Source organism: Hydrogenophaga atypica, assembly GCF_042665215.1.
Classification (GTDB): domain Bacteria; phylum Pseudomonadota; class Gammaproteobacteria; order Burkholderiales; family Burkholderiaceae_C; genus Hydrogenophaga; species Hydrogenophaga defluvii_A.
The window spans coordinates 1-23,017 of record NZ_JBHTCA010000039.1; the positions used below are offsets into that span (position 1 = coordinate 1).

Annotated in this window: 28 protein-coding genes and 1 pseudogene; 17 read left to right on the forward strand and 12 right to left on the reverse strand. The window is 56.1% G+C overall.

From position 1 onward, the window contains the following. Window positions 1-195: 195 nt before the first annotated feature. Both ACFQPB_RS22425 and qacE read left to right on the forward strand, forming a co-directional pair. Window positions 196-1,026, forward strand: a complete 831-nt coding sequence (locus ACFQPB_RS22425) for an OXA-1 family oxacillin-hydrolyzing class D beta-lactamase OXA-4 (RefSeq protein WP_032491311.1) — start codon at window positions 196-198, stop codon at window positions 1,024-1,026. A 211-nt stretch (window positions 1,027-1,237) separates the two neighbouring features. Next, window positions 1,238-1,570: a quaternary ammonium compound efflux SMR transporter QacE gene (gene qacE, locus ACFQPB_RS22430; RefSeq protein WP_010890145.1), complete on the forward strand. Its 333-nt coding sequence runs from the start codon at window positions 1,238-1,240 to the stop codon at window positions 1,568-1,570. A gap of 248 nt (window positions 1,571-1,818) precedes the next feature. Here the strand turns inward: qacE and ACFQPB_RS22435 are convergent, their stop codons facing one another. The 6 genes from ACFQPB_RS22435 to ACFQPB_RS22460 form a co-directional block, all read right to left on the reverse strand. Further along, window positions 1,819-2,427, reverse strand: a complete 609-nt coding sequence (locus tag ACFQPB_RS22435) for a recombinase family protein (RefSeq protein WP_152960984.1) — start codon at window positions 2,425-2,427, stop codon at window positions 1,819-1,821. A 76-nt stretch (window positions 2,428-2,503) separates the two neighbouring features. After that, entirely contained in the window at window positions 2,504-3,721 is a 1,218-nt protein-coding gene (locus tag ACFQPB_RS22440; protein ID WP_043314372.1) for a TniQ family protein, read from the reverse strand. Then, window positions 3,718-4,626, reverse strand: a complete 909-nt coding sequence (locus ACFQPB_RS22445; RefSeq protein WP_020684702.1) for a TniB family NTP-binding protein — start codon at window positions 4,624-4,626, stop codon at window positions 3,718-3,720. Before ACFQPB_RS22445 ends, ACFQPB_RS22440 begins: the two co-directional genes overlap by 4 nt. Window positions 4,627-4,628: 2 nt before the next feature. After that, a complete protein-coding gene (locus tag ACFQPB_RS22450) occupies window positions 4,629-6,344 on the reverse strand; it encodes a Mu transposase C-terminal domain-containing protein (RefSeq protein ID WP_465262286.1) in 1,716 nt (571 codons plus the stop codon). 307 nt (window positions 6,345-6,651) lie between these two features. Further along, a complete protein-coding gene (locus ACFQPB_RS22455) occupies window positions 6,652-6,933 on the reverse strand; it encodes a helix-turn-helix domain-containing protein (RefSeq protein ID WP_265305317.1) in 282 nt (93 codons plus the stop codon). Further along, window positions 6,930-7,268, reverse strand: coding sequence for a type II toxin-antitoxin system RelE/ParE family toxin (locus ACFQPB_RS22460; RefSeq protein ID WP_382228300.1), 339 nt, complete (start codon window positions 7,266-7,268; stop codon window positions 6,930-6,932). The genes ACFQPB_RS22455 and ACFQPB_RS22460 overlap by 4 nt, the downstream gene beginning before the upstream one ends. Window positions 7,269-7,482: 214 nt before the next feature. Between ACFQPB_RS22460 and ACFQPB_RS22465 the strand changes: the two genes are divergently transcribed. From ACFQPB_RS22465 to ACFQPB_RS22500, 8 genes are all read left to right on the forward strand, one after another. Beyond that, window positions 7,483-7,941 (forward strand): hypothetical protein, encoded by a 459-nt coding sequence (locus ACFQPB_RS22465; RefSeq protein WP_382228303.1) that lies wholly within the window; start codon window positions 7,483-7,485, stop codon window positions 7,939-7,941. A 482-nt stretch (window positions 7,942-8,423) separates the two neighbouring features. Next, window positions 8,424-9,293, forward strand: a complete 870-nt coding sequence (locus ACFQPB_RS22470) for a replication protein RepA (protein WP_382228306.1) — start codon at window positions 8,424-8,426, stop codon at window positions 9,291-9,293. Beyond that, window positions 9,290-9,493, forward strand: a complete 204-nt coding sequence (locus tag ACFQPB_RS22475) for a hypothetical protein (protein WP_382228309.1) — start codon at window positions 9,290-9,292, stop codon at window positions 9,491-9,493. The genes ACFQPB_RS22470 and ACFQPB_RS22475 overlap by 4 nt, the downstream gene beginning before the upstream one ends. Window positions 9,494-9,813: 320 nt before the next feature. Next, window positions 9,814-10,467, forward strand: a complete 654-nt coding sequence (locus ACFQPB_RS22480; RefSeq protein ID WP_382228312.1) for an AAA family ATPase — start codon at window positions 9,814-9,816, stop codon at window positions 10,465-10,467. Continuing rightward, the gene (locus tag ACFQPB_RS22485) at window positions 10,464-10,733 is read left to right on the forward strand and encodes a hypothetical protein (RefSeq protein ID WP_382228315.1); all 270 of its coding nucleotides are present in this window, start codon (window positions 10,464-10,466) and stop codon (window positions 10,731-10,733) included. The genes ACFQPB_RS22480 and ACFQPB_RS22485 overlap by 4 nt, the downstream gene beginning before the upstream one ends. Next, complete coding sequence (locus ACFQPB_RS22490; protein WP_382228318.1) at window positions 10,730-11,161, forward strand: hypothetical protein; 432 nt, start codon at window positions 10,730-10,732, stop codon at window positions 11,159-11,161. The genes ACFQPB_RS22485 and ACFQPB_RS22490 overlap by 4 nt, the downstream gene beginning before the upstream one ends. A 134-nt stretch (window positions 11,162-11,295) precedes the next feature. Beyond that, entirely contained in the window at window positions 11,296-11,982 is a 687-nt protein-coding gene (locus ACFQPB_RS22495; protein WP_382228320.1) for a recombinase family protein, read from the forward strand. Continuing rightward, a complete protein-coding gene (locus tag ACFQPB_RS22500) occupies window positions 11,966-12,217 on the forward strand; it encodes a hypothetical protein (protein ID WP_382228323.1) in 252 nt (83 codons plus the stop codon). The genes ACFQPB_RS22495 and ACFQPB_RS22500 overlap by 17 nt, the downstream gene beginning before the upstream one ends. Before the next feature lie 9 nt (window positions 12,218-12,226). Here the strand turns inward: ACFQPB_RS22500 and ACFQPB_RS22505 are convergent, their stop codons facing one another. Further along, window positions 12,227-12,616, reverse strand: a complete 390-nt coding sequence (locus ACFQPB_RS22505; protein ID WP_382228325.1) for a hypothetical protein — start codon at window positions 12,614-12,616, stop codon at window positions 12,227-12,229. A 99-nt stretch (window positions 12,617-12,715) separates the two neighbouring features. Between ACFQPB_RS22505 and ACFQPB_RS22510 the strand changes: the two genes are divergently transcribed. From ACFQPB_RS22510 to ACFQPB_RS22520, 3 genes are all read left to right on the forward strand, one after another. Next, window positions 12,716-13,090 carry a hypothetical protein gene (locus tag ACFQPB_RS22510; protein WP_382228328.1) on the forward strand — a complete coding sequence of 125 codons (375 nt, stop codon included), beginning with the start codon at window positions 12,716-12,718 and terminating at the stop codon, window positions 13,088-13,090. Between the two features lie 87 nt (window positions 13,091-13,177). Beyond that, window positions 13,178-14,638 carry a hypothetical protein gene (locus tag ACFQPB_RS22515; RefSeq protein WP_382228331.1) on the forward strand — a complete coding sequence of 487 codons (1,461 nt, stop codon included), beginning with the start codon at window positions 13,178-13,180 and terminating at the stop codon, window positions 14,636-14,638. Between the two features lie 8 nt (window positions 14,639-14,646). Beyond that, complete coding sequence (locus ACFQPB_RS22520) at window positions 14,647-14,892, forward strand: ribbon-helix-helix domain-containing protein (RefSeq protein ID WP_382228334.1); 246 nt, start codon at window positions 14,647-14,649, stop codon at window positions 14,890-14,892. 130 nt (window positions 14,893-15,022) lie between these two features. On the opposite strand, the pseudogene ACFQPB_RS22525 reads toward ACFQPB_RS22520, so the two are convergent. Beyond that, window positions 15,023-15,106, reverse strand: a pseudogene (locus tag ACFQPB_RS22525) (recombinase family protein); the annotation flags it as partial. Window positions 15,107-15,211: 105 nt separating this feature from the next. Here ACFQPB_RS22525 and ACFQPB_RS22530 point away from each other — a divergent pair. From ACFQPB_RS22530 to ACFQPB_RS22540, 3 genes are all read left to right on the forward strand, one after another. Then, on the forward strand, window positions 15,212-16,042 hold the full coding sequence (locus ACFQPB_RS22530) for a hypothetical protein (RefSeq protein ID WP_382201578.1): 831 nt from the start codon (window positions 15,212-15,214) through the stop codon (window positions 16,040-16,042). Further along, the gene (locus tag ACFQPB_RS22535; RefSeq protein WP_382201577.1) at window positions 16,039-16,443 is read left to right on the forward strand and encodes a hypothetical protein; all 405 of its coding nucleotides are present in this window, start codon (window positions 16,039-16,041) and stop codon (window positions 16,441-16,443) included. Before ACFQPB_RS22530 ends, ACFQPB_RS22535 begins: the two co-directional genes overlap by 4 nt. A gap of 140 nt (window positions 16,444-16,583) precedes the next feature. Beyond that, a complete protein-coding gene (locus ACFQPB_RS22540; protein WP_382228336.1) occupies window positions 16,584-18,959 on the forward strand; it encodes a hypothetical protein in 2,376 nt (791 codons plus the stop codon). Between the two features lie 123 nt (window positions 18,960-19,082). On the opposite strand, the gene ACFQPB_RS22545 is transcribed toward ACFQPB_RS22540, so the two are convergent. From ACFQPB_RS22545 to intI1, 4 genes are all read right to left on the reverse strand, one after another. Further along, entirely contained in the window at window positions 19,083-19,640 is a 558-nt protein-coding gene (locus ACFQPB_RS22545; protein WP_173309212.1) for a recombinase family protein, read from the reverse strand. 25 nt (window positions 19,641-19,665) lie between these two features. Continuing rightward, window positions 19,666-20,052, reverse strand: coding sequence for a HepT-like ribonuclease domain-containing protein (locus ACFQPB_RS22550; protein WP_173309211.1), 387 nt, complete (start codon window positions 20,050-20,052; stop codon window positions 19,666-19,668). After that, entirely contained in the window at window positions 20,049-20,339 is a 291-nt protein-coding gene (locus tag ACFQPB_RS22555) for a nucleotidyltransferase family protein (protein ID WP_382228340.1), read from the reverse strand. Before ACFQPB_RS22555 ends, ACFQPB_RS22550 begins: the two co-directional genes overlap by 4 nt. 253 nt (window positions 20,340-20,592) lie before the next feature. Then, on the reverse strand, window positions 20,593-21,606 hold the full coding sequence (gene intI1, locus ACFQPB_RS22560; RefSeq protein ID WP_000845048.1) for a class 1 integron integrase IntI1: 1,014 nt from the start codon (window positions 21,604-21,606) through the stop codon (window positions 20,593-20,595). A 439-nt stretch (window positions 21,607-22,045) separates the two neighbouring features. Between intI1 and ACFQPB_RS22565 the strand changes: the two genes are divergently transcribed. Further along, a complete protein-coding gene (locus ACFQPB_RS22565) occupies window positions 22,046-22,837 on the forward strand; it encodes an ANT(3'')-Ia family aminoglycoside nucleotidyltransferase AadA11 (protein WP_032495379.1) in 792 nt (263 codons plus the stop codon). Window positions 22,838-23,017: the final 180 nt, after the last annotated feature.

The window sequence follows — 23,017 nt, forward strand, 5'->3', positions numbered from 1 at the left end:
GCGCGCAGATCAGTTGGAAGAATTTGTTCACTTCGTGAAAGGCGAGATCACTAAGGTAGTCGGCAAATGATGTCTAACAATTCGTTCAAGCCGATGCCGCTTCGCGGCACGGCTTAATTCAGGCGTTGGGCGAACCCGGAGCCTCATTAATTGTTAGCCGTTAAAATTAAGCCCTTTACCAAACCAATACTTATTATGAAAAACACAATACATATCAACTTCGCTATTTTTTTAATAATTGCAAATATTATCTACAGCAGCGCCAGTGCATCAACAGATATCTCTACTGTTGCATCTCCATTATTTGAAGGAACTGAAGGTTGTTTTTTACTTTACGATGTATCCACAAACGCTGAAATTGCTCAATTCAATAAAGCAAAGTGTGCAACGCAAATGGCACCAGATTCAACTTTCAAGATCGCATTATCACTTATGGCATTTGATGCGGAAATAATAGATCAGAAAACCATATTCAAATGGGATAAAACCCCCAAAGGAATGGAGATCTGGAACAGCAATCATACACCAAAGACGTGGATGCAATTTTCTGTTGTTTGGGTTTCGCAAGAAATAACCCAAAAAATTGGATTAAATAAAATCAAGAATTATCTCAAAGATTTTGATTATGGAAATCAAGACTTCTCTGGAGATAAAGAAAGAAACAACGGATTAACAGAAGCATGGCTCGAAAGTAGCTTAAAAATTTCACCAGAAGAACAAATTCAATTCCTGCGTAAAATTATTAATCACAATCTCCCAGTTAAAAACTCAGCCATAGAAAACACCATAGAGAACATGTATCTACAAGATCTGGAGAATAGTACAAAACTGTATGGGAAAACTGGTGCAGGATTCACAGCAAATAGAACCTTACAAAACGGATGGTTTGAAGGGTTTATTATAAGCAAATCAGGACATAAATATGTTTTTGTGTCCGCACTTACAGGAAACTTGGGGTCGAATTTAACATCAAGCATAAAAGCCAAGAAAAATGCGATCACCATTCTAAACACACTAAATTTATAAAAAATCTAATGGCAAAATCGCCCAACCCTTCAATCAAGTCGGGACGGCCAAAAGCAAGCTTTTGGCTCCCCTCGCTGGCGCTCGGCGCCCCTTATTTCAAACGTTAGATGCACTAAGCACATAATTGCTCACAGCCAAACTATCAGGTCAAGTCTGCTTTTATTATTTTTAAGCGTGCATAATAAGCCCTACACAAATTGGGAGATATATCATGAAAGGCTGGCTTTTTCTTGTTATCGCAATAGTTGGCGAAGTAATCGCAACATCCGCATTAAAATCTAGCGAGGGCTTTACTAAGCTTGCCCCTTCCGCCGTTGTCATAATCGGTTATGGCATCGCATTTTATTTTCTTTCTCTGGTTCTGAAATCCATCCCTGTCGGTGTTGCTTATGCAGTCTGGTCGGGACTCGGCGTCGTCATAATTACAGCCATTGCCTGGTTGCTTCATGGGCAAAAGCTTGATGCGTGGGGCTTTGTAGGTATGGGGCTCATAGTTAGTGGTGTAGTAGTTTTAAACTTGCTTTCCAAAGCAAGTGCCCACTAATAAACTCAGTCATCTAACAAGTCGTTGCAGCACCGCTCCAGCACTTCGTGCCTGCGCTGGACAGTTTTTAAGTCGCGGCTTTATGGTTTTGCTGCGCAAAAGTATTCCATAAAATCACAACTTAAAAACTGCCGCTGAACTCGGCGTTGAACGACAGCTTTCCCAAAAGCTCTACGGCTGCTCTGGGTCGACACCGGTAATCGGATCGTTGCCGCACTGAACAGCGCCCCGTTCCAGGTCGCCTCCATTTATGCGGCTGAACCGAGGGAGAGCAGCTTTACGCCGTCTGGCCGCAGTTCGCCCTTGGGCGACACGTGCCGGTAGAGCGTCTGCCGGGTAATCCCGAGTTCTTCGCAGAGATCGCCCACCTTGGTTTCCGGTTGCCCCATGCTGGCCATCGCCAGGCGTAGCTTGGCGGCGGTCATCTTGAAGGGGCGCCCCCCTTTCCTGCCGCGAGCGCGCGCCGAGATAAGTCCAGCGACTGTTCGCTCGGAAATCAACTCACGCTCGAACTCGGCCAGCGCGGCAAAAATACCGAACACAAGCTTGCCGGCGGCAGTCGTCGTGTCGACCGCCGCACCGTGACCGGTCAGGACCTTCAGGCCCACGCTACGCGCAGTTAGGTCGTGCACGGTGTTGATCAGGTGGCGCAGATCACGGCCAAGCCGATCGAGCTTCCACACGATCAGCGTGTCCCCTTCACGAAGCGCCTTCAGGCAAGCAGCCAACCCTGGGCGATCATCGCGCCTGCCCGAGGCCAGATCCTCGTAAAGGTGCGCAAGGCTCACACCAGCGGCGATGAGCGCATCGCGTTGCAAATTGGTGGACTGGGATCCGTCCGCCTTCGATACCCGCATGTAGCCGATCAGCACCTTTTCACCCGTCACGTATACGTTCGATTATGTGACAGTGTGGGTTGGAAAGTTTTGATCGTCAAATTTTGTCACTTAACCCGTCATTCATACTAAGGAATGCAAAGGGTTCGCGAGGAACATAATGTGACAGAAATTCCGGGGGAATGCCCTCCTGGGCAAACGTGTCGCGCAAGCGATCCAGGGACTCGGGGTCGCGCCGCCCATAAGACGCCAGCGTGAACAGTGAGCGGGCCGTTTCGCAATTATGTCGGGCCTCGGCGATAGCCTCGTTGAGCGCCTTGACCGCCTCCCGCCAGTGATCGACAGGCTCAGGCTTACGTTTCTTCTCGGGCAGGCCATTGGTGAACCCGGTGTGCGGCTCCGACAAGAACAGTGCTCCCAACTCCCCGTGTGGACGCACCACGCTCGATTCGATCAGCTCGATGGCGGTAGCCGCCGCCTCCAGCATTTGTAACTGCACCGCCGGGGCCAGAATCTCGTAGGGACGCCACTGGCTTTGTCCAGCGCGCAGTAGATGGCCGCAGCACGCCCAGACATGGCGAATGCTCCAGACGCAAGGCCCGCACTGCGAGAGTGGCGTGTTCAGCTCATCGAGCAGGGTGCGCAGCAACCGAAACCAGAGGCCGGCATGAATGCGTCGGCGCGGCAGCTCGACGTAACCCGTCGTCAGCGCCTGCCAAGTACGTCGGTCCATTGCCACCATCGCGTCGCTGGCCGTGCGTGGGGCCGCATCGGCGTTTTCCCAGCCGAGAAACTGCCCCGGCACGCCACTATAGGATTCCAGCCAGCAGCCATGTTGCGGGCAGCTCAGCATCAACGGCAATTTCCACGCGAGCAGTATGGCTTGATCCTCCGAGTCGTTCAGGCAAAGCGGGCAGGCGCGGTGAATCGGCTGGCTTGGCAGCCAGGCGCGCCAGCTCGTGATTGATCTCGTCTTGCGGCCGCGTCTCGGCAGCAATAGCGAGAACTGGAACGCATAGGTTTCCAGCGCGTCTGGAATCCGGGAATCGAGGCTGTCCAGCAGCCACGGCACCCAGCCAGCGAAACTCATGCAACGCAGCCGCTCCAGCTCAATGCCGCTGCGCAGGGAGAGGGCCGTCAGCAGCGCCGGAGGTGGCGCAGTATCCAGGTCATCGACCCGGCCGTGACCAAGGTCGTGCTCCAGCAGGTCATACAAGTCCATCTGGTAGCGGGCGGCGACACGCTGGAGCCATGAGGACAAGGCTTCGCCTTCCCTGGGAGCAGGATGCAGCGGCCAGCGTGCTGCCGGTTTCACATCAGTTCCCGCTCGAACTGCCGACGCCGCTCGCCAGGGCCGGTGTAATCGGCCATGCTGAGCGTGCGGTGATTGATCGCTTCTTCACCGCTTTCCAGGGCGGCGACCGCCGCCGCCATCAACAGGTGCGCCAATTCACCAATGGTGCCTTCGCTGCGCGTGAGCAGGTAACGGGCCATATCCGGCGTGGCAATTGGGGAAGGCCGCCGCAGCGGGAGCGACGCGGCAAAACTGGCCAGCAGCGAGCAGCAATCGTCGTTGGCCTCCCACAGCGGCAGCATCATGGGCTCGAAGCGGTTCTCCAACTGGTCGTCCGACCGGATCGCCAGATAGGCGTCGCGCGTGCCGACACCGACCAGCGGGATGCGCAGCTCGTTGCCGAGGAAGCGCAGCAGGTTAAGGAATTCCCGACGGTTGACGCTGTTGCCGGCCAGGACGTTGTGCAGTTCATCGATCACCAACATGCGCACGCCGACCTTGCGCAGCAAGGCCAGCGCCAATTGCTCCATTTCCGGCAGTCGTGGGCGCGGGCGCAAGGGAGCGCCCATCGCGGCGAGCAGTGCGACGTAGAAGCGGATCACCGAAGGCTCGGACGGCATCTGCACGACAAGCACCGGAATGTGCTCCTGGTCGGCGTCGGAGCTGGCCGGATGCGTGCGCCGGAATTTCTCGACGATCATCGACTTGCCGTTGTTGGTCGGGCCGATCAGCAGCAGGTTAGGCATGCGCTGCTTGTTCGGCCACGCATACAAGGTTTCCAGCCGGTTCAACGCCTCGACCGCGCGGGGATAGCCGATCCAGCGGTCGGCGCGAAGGCGCTGGATGCGCTCGTCCGCCGGCAGCCGAGCCAGCCCCTGCACCGCCGGCAGCAGGTGGGATAGGTCGATGATGGGATATTCGTCCACGGCTACCACTCCTCAATCTGGTCGAACGGTTTGGCGGGCGGCAAGTTGTCTGCCTGCGCGGCCGCAACGTCCGTTTCTGGCGGAGTCAGCTTGTCCGGCGGAACCAACGCCTTGAGGTGTTGGCGTCGATCCGCATCGCGCCGCGCCTTGCGCGTGGCCTTCTGTGCGGTGGTCACGATCTCGCGCATCTGCCCGATCATGCGGAACAGCGCCGATTCATCCACCTGCTCGCGCCCTTGCTGCCGCAATTTCGCTAGCGCCTGCCTTTGTTCCCATAGGGTGACAGCCGGGTGCGACAAAGTACGGTAGGGGACTTCCAGGTAATGCTGCCCCTCCGGTTCCAGCACCCAGATGCGGCTTATGTCGCGCGGGTCGCGCCGGATCAGAAAGGACGGCCAGCGCTCACGCCGTGCGATCCACGGCTTGAGCGCGTCGGCGTAGTAGTGAATGTGGTCGATGACGAAGCCGGTGCGGGTCAGCGTGCGGCGGAGGATGGGCAGGAAATCGACCAGAAAGGCAGTGGCGCGGGTGACGACGGCCGGCACACCGATGCGGGCCACCGCCTCGGCCCAGCGCGCTTCCGGCGGCTGAAGCAGACCGTTGTGCACGGAGCCGTGGTAGGTGCCGACCGCCAATGTGAGCCAGCGCTCCAGCTCGCGCAGCGTCAGGGCGGCCTTGTTTTCGGAATCGTAGTCGCCTCGCTGGTCAGGGTTGGAGAAGGTCGTTCCCGGCAGTTCGTCGTGGATCATCTGCATCGCCGTGCCGATGATCCGTTCCACGATGCCGCCGTAGTGCGGCTGCCCGAGCGGGCGATAGTCAAGCCGGATGCCATGCTGCTCGCAGCCTCGGCGTAGCGCTTCGCTCTTGAACTCGGCCGCGTTGTCCAGGTAGAGCAGCCTGGGCTTGCCGCTCATCGGCCACTCCATTTTCACGTTCAGCCCTTCCAGCCAGGGGCGCTTGTCGCAGGCGACATGCGCCAGGCACAGGCCGACCGAGACGGCAGATGGTGCTTCCAGCGTGACGACCATGCCGAGCACGCAGCGGGTGAACACGTCGATGGCGATGGTCAGATACGGGCGGCCAATCGGTTGCCGGTCGCGCTCATCGACCACGATCACGTCGATGACCGTGTGGTCAATCTGTACTTGCTCCAGCGGTGCTGTCACGGCAGGAGGTTCGCCGCCAGCACCTTGCAGGCCGCGGGACGCATCCTGGCCTTCCCGCCGGCGAGTGACCTTGCGCGGATCGAGGCCGGCGATCCTCAATGCCACGGTGTTGCGCGCCGGCACCCGCAGCTTTTGCGTTTTGCAAGTCTGCGCGACCTCGCGGTGGAACGCTGCCAGAGTCCGTTTCTGCTTGGTCAGGAACCGCTTTTGCAGCAACTCGCGGATGATGCGCTCGACCGGATCCGGCAAGCGCCCCTTGCCTTTGCCACCGCCGGATTGGCCGGGGACCAGGTCCGTCACGAGGCCGCTGCCTTGCCGGGCTCGCCGGATCAGAACGTACACCTGCCGCCGAGACAAGCCCAACGCCTGAGCAGCCATATCGGCCGCTTCGTGCCCGACCGTCTCCGACTGCGCCAACGGGCCGATGATCTCCGCACGACGGCGCGCACGCTCCCAAGCCTTATCAGGCAGAGTGGCCACGCCTTGCTCGGGAATCCGTGGGGTGTCGGTCGTCATGCTCACCTCGCTTTGGTGCACACGAGTATTGAGCATAGTCGAGATTGGTGCAGATCACTTCTGATATTGGACTGTCAGGAGCTGGCTGCACAACAGCCGCTACACTCAATCAACTGGTGCAGTCGTCTTCTGAAAATGACAAATAGCATTTCAAGAACTATTTTCGAGAACCATAATGCCTTAATTTCCCGTGCCGCGCCGGTTGCCTTGGCTGGTTAATCACAAACGAAGGTTTGCAAGAAGTCTTGCCGAGAATGTGGCGCTGTCCAGCGCCGATGTGGTCTGGATGTTCTCAAAAACCGTTCTCGCTTGAGGCAGAGCAGAACGGCGAGTTTCGAGAAGGTCAGGCTGCTTCGAGCACCCGCATTTCGATGTGAAGCCCGGCAGCCGTCGCCATGTTCACCAGTGCATCGAGGCCGAACAGGTTGATCTTGCCGCGCATCAGGTCAGAGACACGCGGCTGGGTCACGCCAAAGAGCTTAGCCGCTTGCGCTTGGCTCATCTCGGTGCGAGTAAGGTGGTTCTTGAGCGCCGTCAGCAGGACGGAGCGCAGTTTCATATTTTCCGCTTCTTCCGGGGTGTCCTCGATAGCATCCCAGACGCTGGCAAATCGTTGGTTGCTCATTGGCCTAGCTCCTTCAATAAGTCACGGTAACGCTTGGCAGCCAAGTCCAGATCAACCTTACTGGTCTTCTCTGTCTTCTTCTTGAAACAGTGAAGCACGTAGACGGCATCAGCGAACTTGGCAACGTAGATGACCCGAAACGCCCCGGCAGCATCCCGAATCCGAATCTCCTTCACGCCTTGGCCCACGGTGTTCATGGGCTTCCAGTCGTCCGGTTCCTGTCCGTTCTGTACCTGGTCGAGCTGATGACCTGCCTCGCGCCTGGCCGAAAGCGGAAAGGCGCGAAGGTCATCAAGGGAGTTGCCCCGGAACTCGACGGGCTTGGAATCGGTCATGCTGCAATTATACAAAATTTTGTATGGCTTAGCAAGTCGCATCAGGAAGCAACGGAACAGCCAACCGGCTTAGCGTGCTTTAAATTCCGTTTTCTGAGACGACCCCGAGCAGAACGAAGACACCAGATCGCAGTCCCTGGCGAAGCTGGCGACAACATCTACCCTGTCGGCCTTCACTCTCAAAGGCTACTCAAGCGCGGGCGATGACCTGGAGGTGCGTGACCTGGTTGTTGAAATGAGGAAGGCCGGGGATGAAGCGGTCGCTGGCGACATGGGCCGGGTCGAGCGAATGCTGACCAACCAACTGATGACCCTGGACGCCATCTTCAACAACATGGCGCAGCGGTCGCACCGGCAAGACACCTTCAAGGGTATCGAGGTGCTGATGCGCCTGGCGCTGAAGGCCCAAGCGCAGGCCAGATCAACGGCTGAGGCGCTGGCGGTCATCAAGAACCCCATGCCCTACATCAAGCAAGCCAACATCGCCCACGGCCATCAACAGGTCAACAACACCGCCACGCATACACCATCGCATAGTGGCATACGGTCGCACGCGGGAAATTCTGAAACCGAGCCAAACAAACTATTGGAGGCAGATCATGGTCAACGGCTGGACATTGGAGCGCAGGCGCAAGCAGGCCGAGCTGGTGAAGCAGTGGCGGCCCTGGGCTAAGTCCACCGGGCCAAGGACGCCTGAAGGCAAGGAGCGGGTTTCCCGCAACGCCTGGAAGGGCGGGCACCGGGAGAAGCTGCGGGAGCTGATCAAGCTGGTCAACGCTGAGGTGAGGGCATCGCGTGACCTGGTGGCCGAGTGCCAATAGGCGAGCTGGTCAAAGTTGCCAAAAGTAGCCAAGGAGTTTCCAACACCAGACACCCCTGCAAGGCAGGCCAGTACGCAAGCTGGTACGCACGAAAACCGGCCTACTGGTTAACAACAGTTTCCAAAAGGTTTCCAAGAAAAAGCGGCATCAGGGGGTGGTGCGGTGGTGAAAAGGTACTCCCCAGCACTTCGCTGGGCGGGCACGCTGAGGCGCACAGATCGACAGTTTTTCGGGGTCTATGGGGGTGGTGTTTATTATTTGATTGCATAGTTGCATACATATGCAATGACAACAGGATACAATCACATCAAGACCAACAAGCCGAAAGCGCAAGATGGCAACCCACCCGGCCCCCAAAGCCATAGACGCCCTGATTAATCAGGCGCTGGCCATTGAAGATGAACAAGCGCAGGAAGCCGGGGCGCTGGGCTTCATGGCCAGAGCGATGGTTCAGGCCACCCTGCCCCACCGCGCAGTGGATGGCACCTACTTTGAGCGCAAGAACGGCGCGTTCACCCTGTCCCTGCTGGCCTCCCCCAAGATCGGCCTGCCCTATGGGTCTGTGCCTCGCCTGCTGCTGGCCTGGGTCACTACCGAGGCGGTCAAGACCAAAAGCAGGGAGCTGGAGCTGGGCGATTCAATGTCGGCATTCATGGCCGAGCTGGGGCTGAAGCCAACCGGCGGGGCCAACGGCAGTATCACCAGACTGAAGAACCAGACGCGGCGGCTTTTCTCTGCAACCGTGGCGGCCAGCTATGAGGACGGGGAGCAGATCGCAGACATGGGCTATCGGCTGGCCGACAAGTCCGTGCTGTGGTGGCACTCAAAAGACCCTGAGCAGGCGGGCCTGTGGAAATCAACAGTAACCCTGTCTGAGCACTTCTTCAATGAGGTCATAGACCGGCCTGTGCCCATCGACATGCGGGCCATCAAGGCGCTGAAGCAGTCGCCTATGGCGCTGGACATTTACACCTGGTTGACCTACCGGGCCAGCTACCTGAAGCGGCCGACCGTCATCCCCTGGGCATCCCTGGCGCTGCAATTCGGGTCTGACTACACCCGGCTGCGAGACTTCAAGCAGGCATTTCTTGCAGAGCTGAAGAAGGTCACGCTGGTCTACGGGCAGGTTCAGGTCGAGGCCACCGAGCTGGGCCTGATGGTCAAGCCTTCGCTGACCCATATCAGCAAGAGGGAAGCACCATGAATGACCGTGTTGAAGCATTCATCCTGAGAGCACAGTCGGGGCAATGGATGGTCGAGGTCTGGCGTGATGGCAGACCAGTTGAATGCACTGCGGGTCTGGAGACTGAGCTGGACGCCGTAGAGGAAGCCTCAAGCCTGGCAGAGCAGTATGACGGGCTGGAGTTCGTCATCACGCAAGGCAGGGAGCGGCCAACCCCATGAAGCACCCCAACCACTCACGCATAAACGGTCACGCACCTGGTGGGAGTTATCCCCAAAAAGCTGTGGATTGTGGAAGTTGTCCACGCATAAATGGTCGCGCCTGGAGGGGTTGTCCACGCATAAATGGTCGCGCCTTCACGCATAAATGGTCGCGCCCCTATATAGAACCTGTATTCCCTGTAGTTAATACACCTGTAGTTGGAGCTGCGCCTTTTGGGGACAAGTCTTCGACTTGCCCACCAACCGGCTTGCACCCACCACCAACAGCCATTGATTGAAGCCAAGGAAAACCGAATGCCAACAGCCAACAGGACAAGGCCATGAGCGCCAAGACCATCGGCATCATCCAAGTGAAGGGCGGGGCCGGGAGATCGACTGTCTCCACCAACCTGGCGGGCGAACTATCCAAGATCGGCAAGACCGTGCTGATCGACTGCGACATGCCCCAAGGCACGGCCGCGAGCTGGTTTTCAGTACGGGAGCAGGCAGGCAAGGCTAGCAACCTGGTGGCAGACACCGCCACAAACCACCGGGAACTGGTCGCTAAGGTTGAGCAGTACCAAGATGCTGACTTCATTGTGCTGGACGGGCCACCACGCATCGCAGAGCTGACAAGGGCCATCCTGGTGCTGGCCGACCTGTGCCTGATACCTGTGGGCGCATCAGCGGCCGAGATATGGGCCACCAGTGACCTGCTGGCGCTGGTCGAGGAAGCCAAGAAGGTGAAGCCGGTCAACGCCCGCATGGTCTGGACGCGATACCGGGCACACACCCGGCTGGCGCAAGAACTGTCTGAGCTGGCCACCAAGGAGCTGGGCCTGGTCGCACTGTCCACGGCGCTGGGGATGCGGGTCGCCTACATGGAGGCATTGGGCGCGGGTCTGACCGTGGGCGAACTGTCAGAGCCAAACGCAAGGGCTGAGATCACCGGCCTGATCAACGAGATTCAAAAGCTACTGAGGAAGAAGCCATGAGCAAAACCACCACCCTGGCCAAGCCCACCCTGGGCGGCAAGACCACATCAGCGGCGGCGCTGGCATTCGCAGAGGCTGGCGCATCAAAAAGCGCAGGCAGCGCAGCGGCTGAGAGGCGAACCTTCTTCGCGCCTGAAGGCTATCGGCGGCTGACTGTCAATTTGCGGGAAGACCTGCACAAGAAGCTGAGGCTGGCAGCGGTCGAGCAGGATTGCACCGCCACCGAGATCATCGAGCGCCTGTTGATCAAGGAGCTGACGAAATGAAATTCCGACTTGCTTGCCTTTTATTTTCTTTGGCGACAGCCGCATCTGCCCAAGTGAGGACTCCTCAAGAGGTACACCAGGCAGTGCGGGCTGCGGGAGGGGCAGAACCTTTTTTGAAGGAGATGGTTCGGCAAACAGCAAATGCGTTACCGATACGCCCCAACCAAAATGTTGAGATAACGTCTGTTGTTGGCCTGGGCAAGCGGATTCGGTATCAGTCACGCCTACTGCTGGTGGAGAGCAAGGCTTCGGTTCATGACATGAATGCACTCAAGTCATCGAACATCAACTACGCCGCCTGCTCATCTCTGATCATGAGCGTCATGATCAAAGAGTATGGTGCAGCGTTGACCTATGTTGTTTTGGCTCGAAATTCTGAATACCTTTTCGAGTACGAGCTGAACAGCGAAACCTGCAAAGGTAGGTAGGCCGAGTTGCTGCTGATCAAGGGGCTGGGCGACTGAAAGCAAAGGGGCATCAGCACCCTTTTCCACTGTTGCATATGTATGCACGGCTAAAAGTATGTGATAACATAGTATCCAGTTAAAAGGAAAACAGTTCCATGAAACAGGCCATCGGGTACATCAGGGTCAGCACCGAAAAACAGGCGAATGAAGGCGTGAGCCTGGAGGCGCAGGAAGCCAAGATCGTGACCTGGTGCAAGGCCAATGGCTACGAGCTGGTGAAGGTCTATGTCGATGCTGGCATCAGCGGCAAGCGCATGGACACGCGCAAGGAGCTGCTGGCGGCGCTGGCATTCCTGAAGAAGGGCATGGCGCTGGTTAGCTATTCACTGTCACGCCTGGCGCGGTCAACCAAGCACCTGATTGAAATCAGCGAACTAGTTTCCAAGAAGAAGGGCGACCTGGTCAGCCTGACTGAGAAGATCGACACCACCACGCCAATGGGCGAAATGATGTTCACCCTCATGGCGGGCATGGCGCAACTTGAGCGCCGGATGATTTCTGATCGCACATCGACAGCCCTGCAACACAAGAAGCGCAGCGGCTTGAAATACACCAACCAGACACCCTACGGCTTTGAGGCCATCGAGGGTCGCCTGGTCGAGGTCAAACAGGAGGCTGAGATCGTGGCTGAGATTCAAGCGGCGCGGTCGAGCGGCAGCACCCTGCAAGCCATTGCCAACAACCTGAACGGTCGCGGCATCCCCACCAAGACCGGCAAGACCTGGGCACCGGCAACCATCCACCTGCTGCTGAAAAGGAGTTCGCTTGTCGCTGCAATCTGAGCTGAAGCGCCTTTTCTCCCCCCCCGTCATCAGGCAGTCCAAGCGGCTGAAGCCTGATCGAGTGGATGCCCTGGCAGTCGGTGAGGCGGCCGGGGCATTGTTGCGTCTGAAGGGCAAACCCACCGAGCAGATCGCACTGGTCAGAACCATGAGCCCCACCACTGCGGCGGCGCTGTGTCGCTGGCTGGCTGACCCGGCTTTTTGGGGTCTGGTGAGCAATGTTTCCCACCACTAGCCGATGAATTCAGCGAGGGCAACTTTCAATGGCAAGGTGAGTCTCAAAAATAAAATCCCCCGAGCTATCGACATACGCATATTTAATGTCTAGCCGCTTGAATAATTCGATCTGCCGAGGATCGCTACACCAACTTTTTAGTTGCGTGTCAATCAGTTCTTGTTTTTTGCTTAGATCTGCTTCTGATTTTTTAATGTCCATCCGCATACGATACATAAGGGATGGCTTCTTTCGGCCTGGAACACAAGTTGTTCCAGTCACAGTAGTGAGCTTGTCTATTCTTTGAGGAAAAAACTTATTTATTTCGGATGAATACTCTATGCAGTCTGAAAAAGAGACCGCATGTGCAGAAGAGGCGAGTAGGCCAGCAAAGACACTGAACGCTAAAAGTCTAGTCATCAAGCACTCCATTTTTAGCGATTATCGGAGCTTTGGGAGGAAGAGCAAGAGGTGTTTTTTAGCAATCGACCGTTCGTTAAAAAAGGAAGGGGTCAAAAAATGGTCTTCAAGGTCAAACCCAAGGCGGCGACACCGGCCGCGCTGATCAAGGATGGCACCTACCGGGCCACTGTCTCCAACCTCAAGCAGTTTGCCAACACCTACGGGGAGCGCATCGGCTTCGAGTTCACCATCAAGGGCGGCCAGTTCGATGGTGAGCGGGTCATGCGGTCAACAGCACCGCAACTGAGCAAGCAGTCCAAGCTGGCCGAGGTCATCGAGGGAATCCTGGGCCGGGAGCTGACCGACAAGGAGCTGCAAGGCGGCTTCGACCTGGAAGACCTTATCGACAAGGAATGCAACATCCTGGTGTTGCAGTCCAAGAGCAAGGCCGGGGCGGTCTATTCCAATGTGGAGCGGGTATTCAGCGCCTGATCACCTGGCACTACATCAACCAAAAGGCCAACAGCGCCATGAGGGGAACAGATGGCAAGACAGGGAACTGTCCCAGAGGATTTTTTGATGCACCTTCAAAAAACCATTCCCGGCTTCAAGTCGGAGCCAGTTCGTCATCAGCACGCGCTGGCCAAAATGACCTGGCTGGGTCGTACCCCGCGCAGGCGGCACCCTCACTATGAGGATGCCATGAGCTTCGGCTACGAGGAGCTTGATGAATGGTTCGGCCGTGGTGGGTTCAAAGTCGTCAACGACAGGCTGGGATTCTTCAGGGTGTCAGACCACTGGCTGCACAAGATGGAAGGCAGCGTAAGAACTGATGACAACTACACCAAGGGTTATTGGTTCACAGACCTGGTGCAGGGGAGCCGAGACAAATACCTTGATCGGCGCTGGCGCACAGAAACCAGACTGCTAATCGTGGAGGGCAAGATTCTGAAGGCTAAAAAGACGCTACCGAGCGCACTTGCATCAACTGATACGAGGGGCAAGGCAGCGCGGGCACCCAGAGCGGCGAAAGCATCCAAGGAGCTGCGCCATGTGCCGGTTGATTTGGAAAATCTTGAGAGGCTGCGAAAGTGGCTGAGGTTCATCAAAGGCGAATGGGATGCTGGTCGCGCACCGCATGATCTGGCCACGGAATACCCGTCACTGACTGTCATCAACCGGCTGTATGAATTTACTTCGCAGATCATCAGGCTGGCCAAAACCGATGTGGCGGGCCGTGGCTATATCGCGCAGCAGTACACGGAGTCACCCAGCGGCCGCTGGTATGCCAATGAGGTCAACCTGCAAAACGCATCGGGTTTGATCAAAGAGGCGGCGCTGGAAGGCAAGTGGGAATATGACTTTTCCAACTGCCACTTCGAGATCATCAGGCAGATGGCGGCGCACTATGGCTATCAATGCACAGCCATTGCCCACTACCTAAACAACAAGAAGTCCACCCGACAGGCGATTGCAAGTCAGGCGGGCATCAGTGTCGAGGATGCAAAGGTCTGCCTACTCGCCATCATGTACGGCGCGAAGGCATCGGCGTGGCATGAGAATGCCATCCCCCAGCAGATCGGGGAAGAAGCGGCAAAGCGGCTGTATGAGGTCGATCTTTTCAGAGCCATCGTGAAAGATGTTGCGAGGGCGCGGTCGGTCATCCTGAAGAACTGGCCACGCACAGCCAATGGGAGCTTGACTAACGCCTATGGCAAAGCCATCAGCGGGAAGGAAAAGAAGGCGCAGCTACTCGCCCATCTCATTCAAGGCGCTGAAGCCAAGGCGCTGATGGTCGCCATTGAAATGCATCCCAATGACCTGGTGCTACTTCAGCATGATGGTTTCGTGGCCACCAGAAAGCTGTATGTCCCGGCCATCATCAAGGAAGTCCAAAGGGCCACCGGCTACACGCTGGAGCTTGAAGAAGAGCAGATTCAAGTCAACCCTGATGCCCATTTCCTGAAGCACAGAATAAAAATCGAAAACAGCGCCAAAGCCAATGGTGGCGCGGGTTACAGCGGTTCCATTGCGAGTTAATACCTGTCATGCTTTACTCCCCCTCCCCTCCCCTTCCTCCCCACCTCCCTGCCATCAGACACATCGCGGCCCCCCACCGCACCACCATTCGGCTTGAGCGGGTGTTTTGGCTGGCCATTGACCGGCTGGCAGAAAAAACGGGGCACACCTGGAGCGAGTGGGTCGCCACCGAGCTGACCGGCAAGCCTGATGGCATCGGCGCGGCGAGCTGGCTTCGGGTTCGGTGCCTCATTCGGTCAACACAAGGAGCATGAGCATGGCGGCGAAAAAATCGACCCCAAAAAAGTCAGCAACAGTCAGCAAGGTGTCGCCACCACGGCGGGCCGACCCCAACGCCTTTGAGATCGAGCAGGGGTCGTCTCAGAAAACGGAATTTAAAGTACGTTAAGCATGCGCCGAGGCTGGCACCCAGCGGTATAGTGTTGGAACGAACACGTCGAGATTTTTGGTCACGTCCTTGGGCGGAACGCAGTCCATCGGAGAGTTTCGATGCGAAAACATCTGCCGTTCATTTTTAGCATGATGCTAAGATAAGACTGGATACATAAATTCTAGGCTCACGGGGAGGAAATGATGATCAGCTCTGTTGGTTCGTATTCCGCAGCCCAAACAGGGGGTACGTCGAGCCTCAAGGCGGCCTCGGCGACCGGTCAGGTTTCTGACACATCGAAAAATCAGGGCGCATCAGGCACCCAAGGCGGCGGCACGCTGACGATTTCCACGCTGGCCCGACAACTGGCCGCGAGCGCCAGCCGTGCCGAAGAGCGGGATAAAACACTCACCCGCTCGGAATTGGCTGACAAGGCGAAAAACCTTCTGGGTCAAATATCAGGAGACTCTTACCAAGCCAACAAGAAAATACACGACAGCGAAGTTCCAAAGACCAGCGATCCAGAATTGTTGGCTAGGGCCAAGCAAGCCACAGAGTTTGTTAATAGAAGCAGTAATACCGGGAATGAGAAAAATCCTTTTTCCGGTCTATCGCGTGCACAGTTATCAGATATCATCAATGATGATAGTAGCATTTATACAGTCAATGAGCGTCGCGCTGCTTGGATGGAATCATCCAAGCAGGAAGAAGCATGGCGCGAGAAGGTAATAGCTCAAGCCATAGCGGAATATAACGAGTCGGGGAAACTGACCAATTTTTTCAGTGCCGTACTTGACCACTTCAAGGAACTGCCTGCCATCGAGCAAGCGCAATATCCAAAAGATTACGCCAGTGACCTACAGTCCAAGATTGATCTGGACTTTAACTACCGCACGCACCAGGCAGAGGGTAAAGGCAAAGACCCCATGAGCTTGATCGAGATGCTATTCGAGCAAAGCCCGCAACAAGCCAATGAACTACCCCAAGAGCCAAAAAACGCCACTGACTCACCAACCGTAAGGAGTAATCCATGAAATTGTTGCCAAAACTGCTCGCCGCCACCTCCATCTTCGCCGCCACGGCTGCAATTGCGGGGCCACCTGTAACGGTGACCTTCAAAAATAACAACACCACCACAGATGCAACTTATGCGATTGTCACCAGCAACGAATCAAGCACATACGCCAACGCCTCTCCAAAACCGGCCACGACCGTTTCGAAGTTAGGCTCTAACTCTTACGCCGTCACCAGCCTGATCAGCCCGGACGTCAACTATGCAAACGTCCGCTATAAAATCGGTTCCAAGACCTGCGTGTTCAGCACAACCTTCGTCAATGCGCTGCAACCCGGCGGCTACAAAATCCCGCAATGGAACAAGACCGCAACGGCTAGCGGCGGAGCGATCTGCACCGCCACCATACCTCTACCAACCTGACCACCTATGCATGGACGGTCGATTTCGTAATGAAATAGGCAATTTGAGCATCGTCCAAAAAGCCCGGTGATTTTTGCCGGGTTTTTCATATTACGGCCGGTTCGTTTTTTCGCACAGGTTCCAGGCTCACGGAGGCAGTTATGGTCAGCTCTATTGGTTCGTATTCCACTGCCCAAACAGGCAATGCGGTGGCGTTCAAGGCGGCTTCGGCGACCGAGCTTGTTTCTGACGCCTCGAAAAATCAGGGCGCATCAGGCACCCAAGGCGGCGGCACGCTGACGATTTCCACGCTAGCCAGCCAATTGGCGGACAGTGCCAGCCGCGCAGAGGCTCGGGACAAAATGCTCAGCCGTTCAGAATTGGCCGACAAGGCGAACTCTTTGCTAGATCAAATACTTGGTGACGCCTACCAAGCTAACAAAGCCAAGTACAACAACGAGGTTCCTAAGACTGACGATCCAGAGTTGTTAGCAAGAGCTAAGCAAGCAACGGAATTCGTCACTAGCTCGGACAGGGGCAGCAGATCGGTGAAAAACCCTTTTGGTAGCCTGTCGAGAGAACAACTGTCCAACATCATCTATGACGACAGCGGAAACTACACCATCAATGAACGTAGAGCGGCTTACTATGAATCGGATGATAGGGAACAGGCTTGGCGTGTAAAAGTCGCAGCCCAAGCCATGGATGAATATAACCGGACGGGGAAAATGACCAATTTCTTCAGCTCCGTCCTTGACCACTTCAAGGAGCTGCCCACGATCGAGCAAGCGCAATATCCAAAAGATTATGCCAGCGATCTGGAGTCAAAAATAAGCCGGGATTTCAACTATCGCACGCACCAGGCGGAGGGGAAAAGCGAAAACCCCATGAACCTGATCGAAATGCTATTCGCGCAAACCGGCGGCACGATGGCTTCCAAGGTGACGTCTGCGGTCGAGCAAACTTCTGACACCTCGCCAAATCAGGGTGCATCTAGCGGTATGCAAACCATTTCTACGCTGGCCCGTCAGCTGGCAGCGAGCACCAGCAGAGCCGAGGAACGGGATAGAACACTCACACGTTCAGAGTTGGCCGACAAGGCAAAAAGCATCCTGAATCAGACAGTCGGCGATGCGTACTATGCCAACAAAGCGCGGCACGATAGCGAGGTTCCGAAGACCGGCGATCGAGAGTTATTGGCCAGGGCCAAGCAGGCAACGGCATTCGTCAACGACGCCGCTAGAGGCGGAAACGCTATAAAAAACCCATTTTCCGGTCTATCGCGAGAACAGTTGTCGAACATTATTTACGACGACAGCGGTACGTATACGGTGAATGAGCGCCACGCTGCTTGGCGAGAGTCTTACGATCAGGAAGAAGCATGGCGAGAGAAAGTGGCGGCAAAAGCCATGGCCGAATACAACAGCACAGGGAAACTAACGAATTTTTTCAGCTCCGTCCTTGATCACTTCAAGGAATTGCCTGCAATAGAGCAAGCACAATATCCACAAGATTACGCCAGCGATCTGGGGTCAAAGATTAGCTGGGACTTCAACTACCGTACGCACCAGGCCGAGGGAAAAGGTGAAGACCCCAAGAGCCTGATCGAAATGCTGCTTTCTTCAAATCCGGAAGTGGCTAAACAATCTGATTCTTTGCTGCCTGCAGCGCAAAGCAATAAATCGACAGCCGCAGGCGTCGGTCGAGCTCTGATGCTGTCGCGCTTGTTCGGAACCGAAAACAACGGCGTTGAGCCGCCCGTGATCTCAGGCGTTAATGGGATGGACCTCAACCATATTGGTATGAGTCCTCTAAACTTCCTGACCACGAGCGACCGGGCGCTTCTGTCGGATATGTATGACTATGCGCACCAGCAAAGCGCGGACCTCCAGAATGTGGATCATTTGGCATTTGCACTGGGAAATTACCGCCAGAGTAATAATGGACGTGCCATCTACAATTTCAACAATGGCAATAATTTCGATTTTGAAGGGCATTTGCGTACGGTCAGCTTTAACGAAAAAGATACAGCCACTGCTTCTCGTATTTTGAATAGCGATGCGATCAATAGCACCCGGCTCGATCAGGGATTCTTGCGCTACACCCTTGATCCGGGCAATGGCGCCTTGAGCAACACGAGCGACTTTGAGTTCATGGAACAAATGGTCATCAAGTTCTCGGACACAGGCGCGGAGCAAATATCGCTCCCCTCGAAGTTCTCGTCTTTTTCTGGTCGATCCCCTTCGGAAAGTTCCGTTTTTACTTTGTCAAAGGAAGTCCTGAACCCAAACCCCGCGTCCACCTTCAAGCCGCAGATTATCAACGACAACGGGAAATGGATTGTTCTTGACCCGGCTGCGCTGGGCGGCAATTCACTTGAGCAGACTGTCGCACAGCAAAAGATAAAATCGGCGGTCAGCCTGAACGAGCAGGTCATTAGTGCTTTTTTCGGCAACGACAAAGGCATTTCAGAAGTTTCGACGTCGTCGGGGTTGTTGTCGCTTTTGGGCAAAGTCGGCAAAGCAAAAGTGCTCTGAATTAGCTCAGCGTACGATTTACTCCGTTTCTATCGAGATGCTATTCGAGCAAAGCCCGGAGGAAACCAACGACCTTCGCCAAGATAAAGGCTCCGCTGATTCTCTCACTGAACAAAAGACAGATTAAACGCGTCCAGAGGCTGGAATCCAGCGGTACAGGGTAGGAACGGACACACCAAGATTCATAGCCACGTCACGCGGCGGGACGCCATTAGCCAGTAGTTTTTTCGCCGACTCGATCTTGCTTTCGGTCATCTGCCGTCGGCGACCGCCTTTTCGGCCAAGCTGGCGGGCAACTTCCAGCCCTGCGCGGGTGCGCTCGACTGTCAGCTCCCGTTCCATTTCGGCCAAGCTGGCCATGACGTGAAAAAAGAAGCGTCCAGAGGGCGTGCCAGTATCAATGGCATCGGTCAGGCTCTTGAACTGGATACCTTGCTGGTGAAGTTCGCCAACCAGATCAACCAAGTTCTTGACACTGCGGCCCAGACGATCCAGTTTCCAAACCACGAGCGTGTCACCCTCACGCAGCATTTCTAATGCCTTGGTAAGTCCTGGGCGCTCAGCTCGACTGCCACTGATCTTGTCGTTGAAAATCTTCTCACAGCCAGCCTTGGTCAAAGCTTCGCTTTGAAGGTCAAGGTTCTGGTCTTGCGTCGAGACGCGGGCATAGCCGATCAACACGGGGTGCTCTCCGTCTTATCGTTGGTCACGACTCCATCCCGTCGCCGTTGCGGTCTTCATCGTCGGCATCCTGGCGCACGACGGGCAGTTGCTTGAGCAACGCCGGCAGCCATTCCTGTACCGTCTCCCACACCACATCCAGGTTAATGTCGAAATAGCCGTGGGCCATGCGATTACGCATGTTGCGCATGCTGCGCCACGGCACTTCGGCGTGTGCCTGGGTGAACTCGGCGTAGCCGTCCATCACCTTCGTGGCGGCCTCACCGATGACGATCAGGCTCATGATGACGGCCTGCTGGGTGCGCTTGTCGGCCAAGAAGTCGTCCTTGGCCATCCCTTCCACGAAGCTGCACGCATCGGCTGCGGCCTGCTGGATGTGGTCAAGGTAATCGGGGAGACGGTTTTCGCTCATACCGGCTGCGCCTCAGCGAGCACCTTGGCCCGAAATTTCGGCGGCAGGTCGCCGGGTGTCAGCAAATCGACGTCAACGCCGAGCAGCGATTTCAGCTCTTCTTCCAAATCGCCCAAGTCCAACAACGTGGCACCGGGCAGTGCGTCGACCAACAGATCGAGGTCGCTGCCATCCTGGTCGGTACCATGCAGCACAGAGCCGAAGATGCGCGGGTTAGTCGTGCGAAAGCGGCTCACCACTTCACGCACGGCGCTTCGCTTCATGTCTAGCACAACGGACGGTCGCATGAGCATCCTTTCTTATCGAAACTCATTGTTATGGTATGAGATCGAGAATAGTGTCGTTTTCAGAAGACGGCTGCACTGAACGTCAGAAGCCGACTGCACTATAGCAGCGGAGGGGTTGGATCCATCAGGCAACGACGGGCTGCTGCCGGCCATCAGCGGACGCAGGGAGGACTTTCCGCAACCGGCCGTTCGATGCGGCACCGATGGCCTTCGCGCAGGGGTAGTGAATCCGCCAGGATTGACTTGCGCTGCCCTACCTCTCACTAGTGAGGGGCGGCAGCGCATCAAGCGGTGAGCGCACTCCGGCACCGCCAACTTTCAGCACATGCGTGTAAATCATCGTCGTAGAGACGTCGGAATGGCCGAGCAGATCCTGCACGGTTCGAATGTCGTAACCGCTGCGGAGCAAGGCCGTCGCGAACGAGTGGCGGAGGGTGTGCGGTGTGGCGGGCTTCGTGATGCCTGCTTGTTCTACGGCACGTTTGAAGGCGCGCTGAAAGGTCTGGTCATACATGTGATGGCGACGCACGACACCGCTCCGTGGATCGGTCGAATGCGTGTGCTGCGCAAAAACCCAGAACCACGGCCAGGAATGCCCGGCGCGCGGATACTTCCGCTCAAGGGCGTCGGGAAGCGCAACGCCGCTGCGGCCCTCGGCCTGGTCCTTCAGCCACCATGCCCGTGCACGCGACAGCTGCTCGCGCAGGCTGGGTGCCAAGCTCTCGGGTAACATCAAGGCCCGATCCTTGGAGCCCTTGCCCTCCCGCACGATGATCGTGCCGTGATCGAAATCCAGATCCTTGACCCGCAGTTGCAAACCCTCACTGATCCGCATGCCCGTTCCATACAGAAGCTGGGCGAACAAACGATGCTCGCCTTCCAGAAAACCGAGGATGCGAACCACTTCATCCGGGGTCAGCACCACCGGCAAGCGCCGCGACGGCCGAGGTCTTCCGATCTCCTGAAGCCAGGGCAGATCCGTGCACAGCACCTTGCCGTAGAAGAACAGCAAGGCCGCCAATGCCTGACGATGCGTGGAGACCGAAACCTTGCGCTCGTTCGCCAGCCAGGACAGAAATGCCTCGACTTCGCTGCTGCCCAAGGTTGCCGGGTGACGCACACCGTGGAAACGGATGAAGGCACGAACCCAGTGGACATAAGCCTGTTCGGTTCGTAAGCTGTAATGCAAGTAGCGTATGCGCTCACGCAACTGGTCCAGAACCTTGACCGAACGCAGCGGTGGTAACGGCGCAGTGGCGGTTTTCATGGCTTGTTATGACTGTTTTTTTGTACAGTCTATGCCTCGGGCATCCAAGCAGCAAGCGCGTTACGCCGTGGGTCGATGTTTGATGTTATGGAGCAGCAACGATGTTACGCAGCAGGGCAGTCGCCCTAAAACAAAGTTCCACCGACACCGTTGCTACGTCTGGGAAAAACTCGTCAGGATATGCCATTTGCCAGCGCTGTATACAACGGGACTTTTCTGGTAGCTTGCGCTGCGCCACTGGCATGCGGCACAAGCGAGCTTGAGCGGACATGCCAGTGGCGCAGCGTGAGCACAATCAGAAATTTGTCGGGTTTTGCGAGCAAATGCAAAGGGAGAAAAGTGACATGGCCGCACTCACCGCAACGGCGCAGGTCGAACTGATCGTTGGAACCGATATCCCGCTACGCGGTCTACGGCTCAACTCATTTCGTTAGACATCATGAGGGAAGCGGTGACCGCCGAAATTTCGACTCAACTATCAGAGGTGCTTAGCGTCATCGAGCGCCATCTGGAGTCGACGTTGCTGGCCGTGCATTTGTACGGCTCCGCAGTGGATGGCGGCTTGAAGCCATACAGCGATATTGATTTGCTGGTTACTGTGACCGTAAGGCTTAATGAAGCAACACGGCAAGCTTTGCTCAATGACCTTTTGGAGGCTTCGGCTTTCCCTGGCGAGAGCGAGACTCTCCGCGCTATAGAAGTCACCATTGTCGTGCACGACGACATCATCCCGTGGCGTTATCCAGCTAAGCGCGAACTGCAATTTGGAGAATGGCAGCGTAATGACATTCTTGCGGGTATCTCCGAGCCAGCCATGATCGACGTTGATCTGGCTATCTTGCTGACAAAAGCAAGAGAACATAGCGTTGCCTTGGTAGGTCCAGCTGCGGAGGAACTCTTTGATCCCGTTCCTGAACAGGATCTATTCGAGGCACTGAATGAAACCTTGAAGCTATGGAACTCGCAGCCCGACTGGGCCGGCGATGAGCGAAATGTAGTGCTCACGTTGTCCCGCATTTGGTACACCGAAGTAACCGGCAAAATCGTGCCGAAGGATGTCGCTGCCGACTGGGCAATGGAGCGCCTACCTGCCCAGCATCAGCCCGTCTTACTTGAAGCTAGACAGGCTTATCTTGGACAAAAAGAAGATCGCTTGGCCTCGCGCGCAGATCAGTTGGAAGAATTTGTTCACTTCGTGAAAGGCGAGATCACTAAGGTAGTCGGCAAATGATGTCTAACAATTCGTTCAAGCCGATGCCGCTTCGCGGCACGGCTTAATTCAGGCGTTAGACATCATGAGGGAAGCGGTGACCGCCGAAATTTCGACTCAACTATCAGAGGTGCTTAGCGTCATCGAGCGCCATCTGGAGTCGACGTTGCTGGCCGTGCATTTGTACGGCTCCGCAGTGGA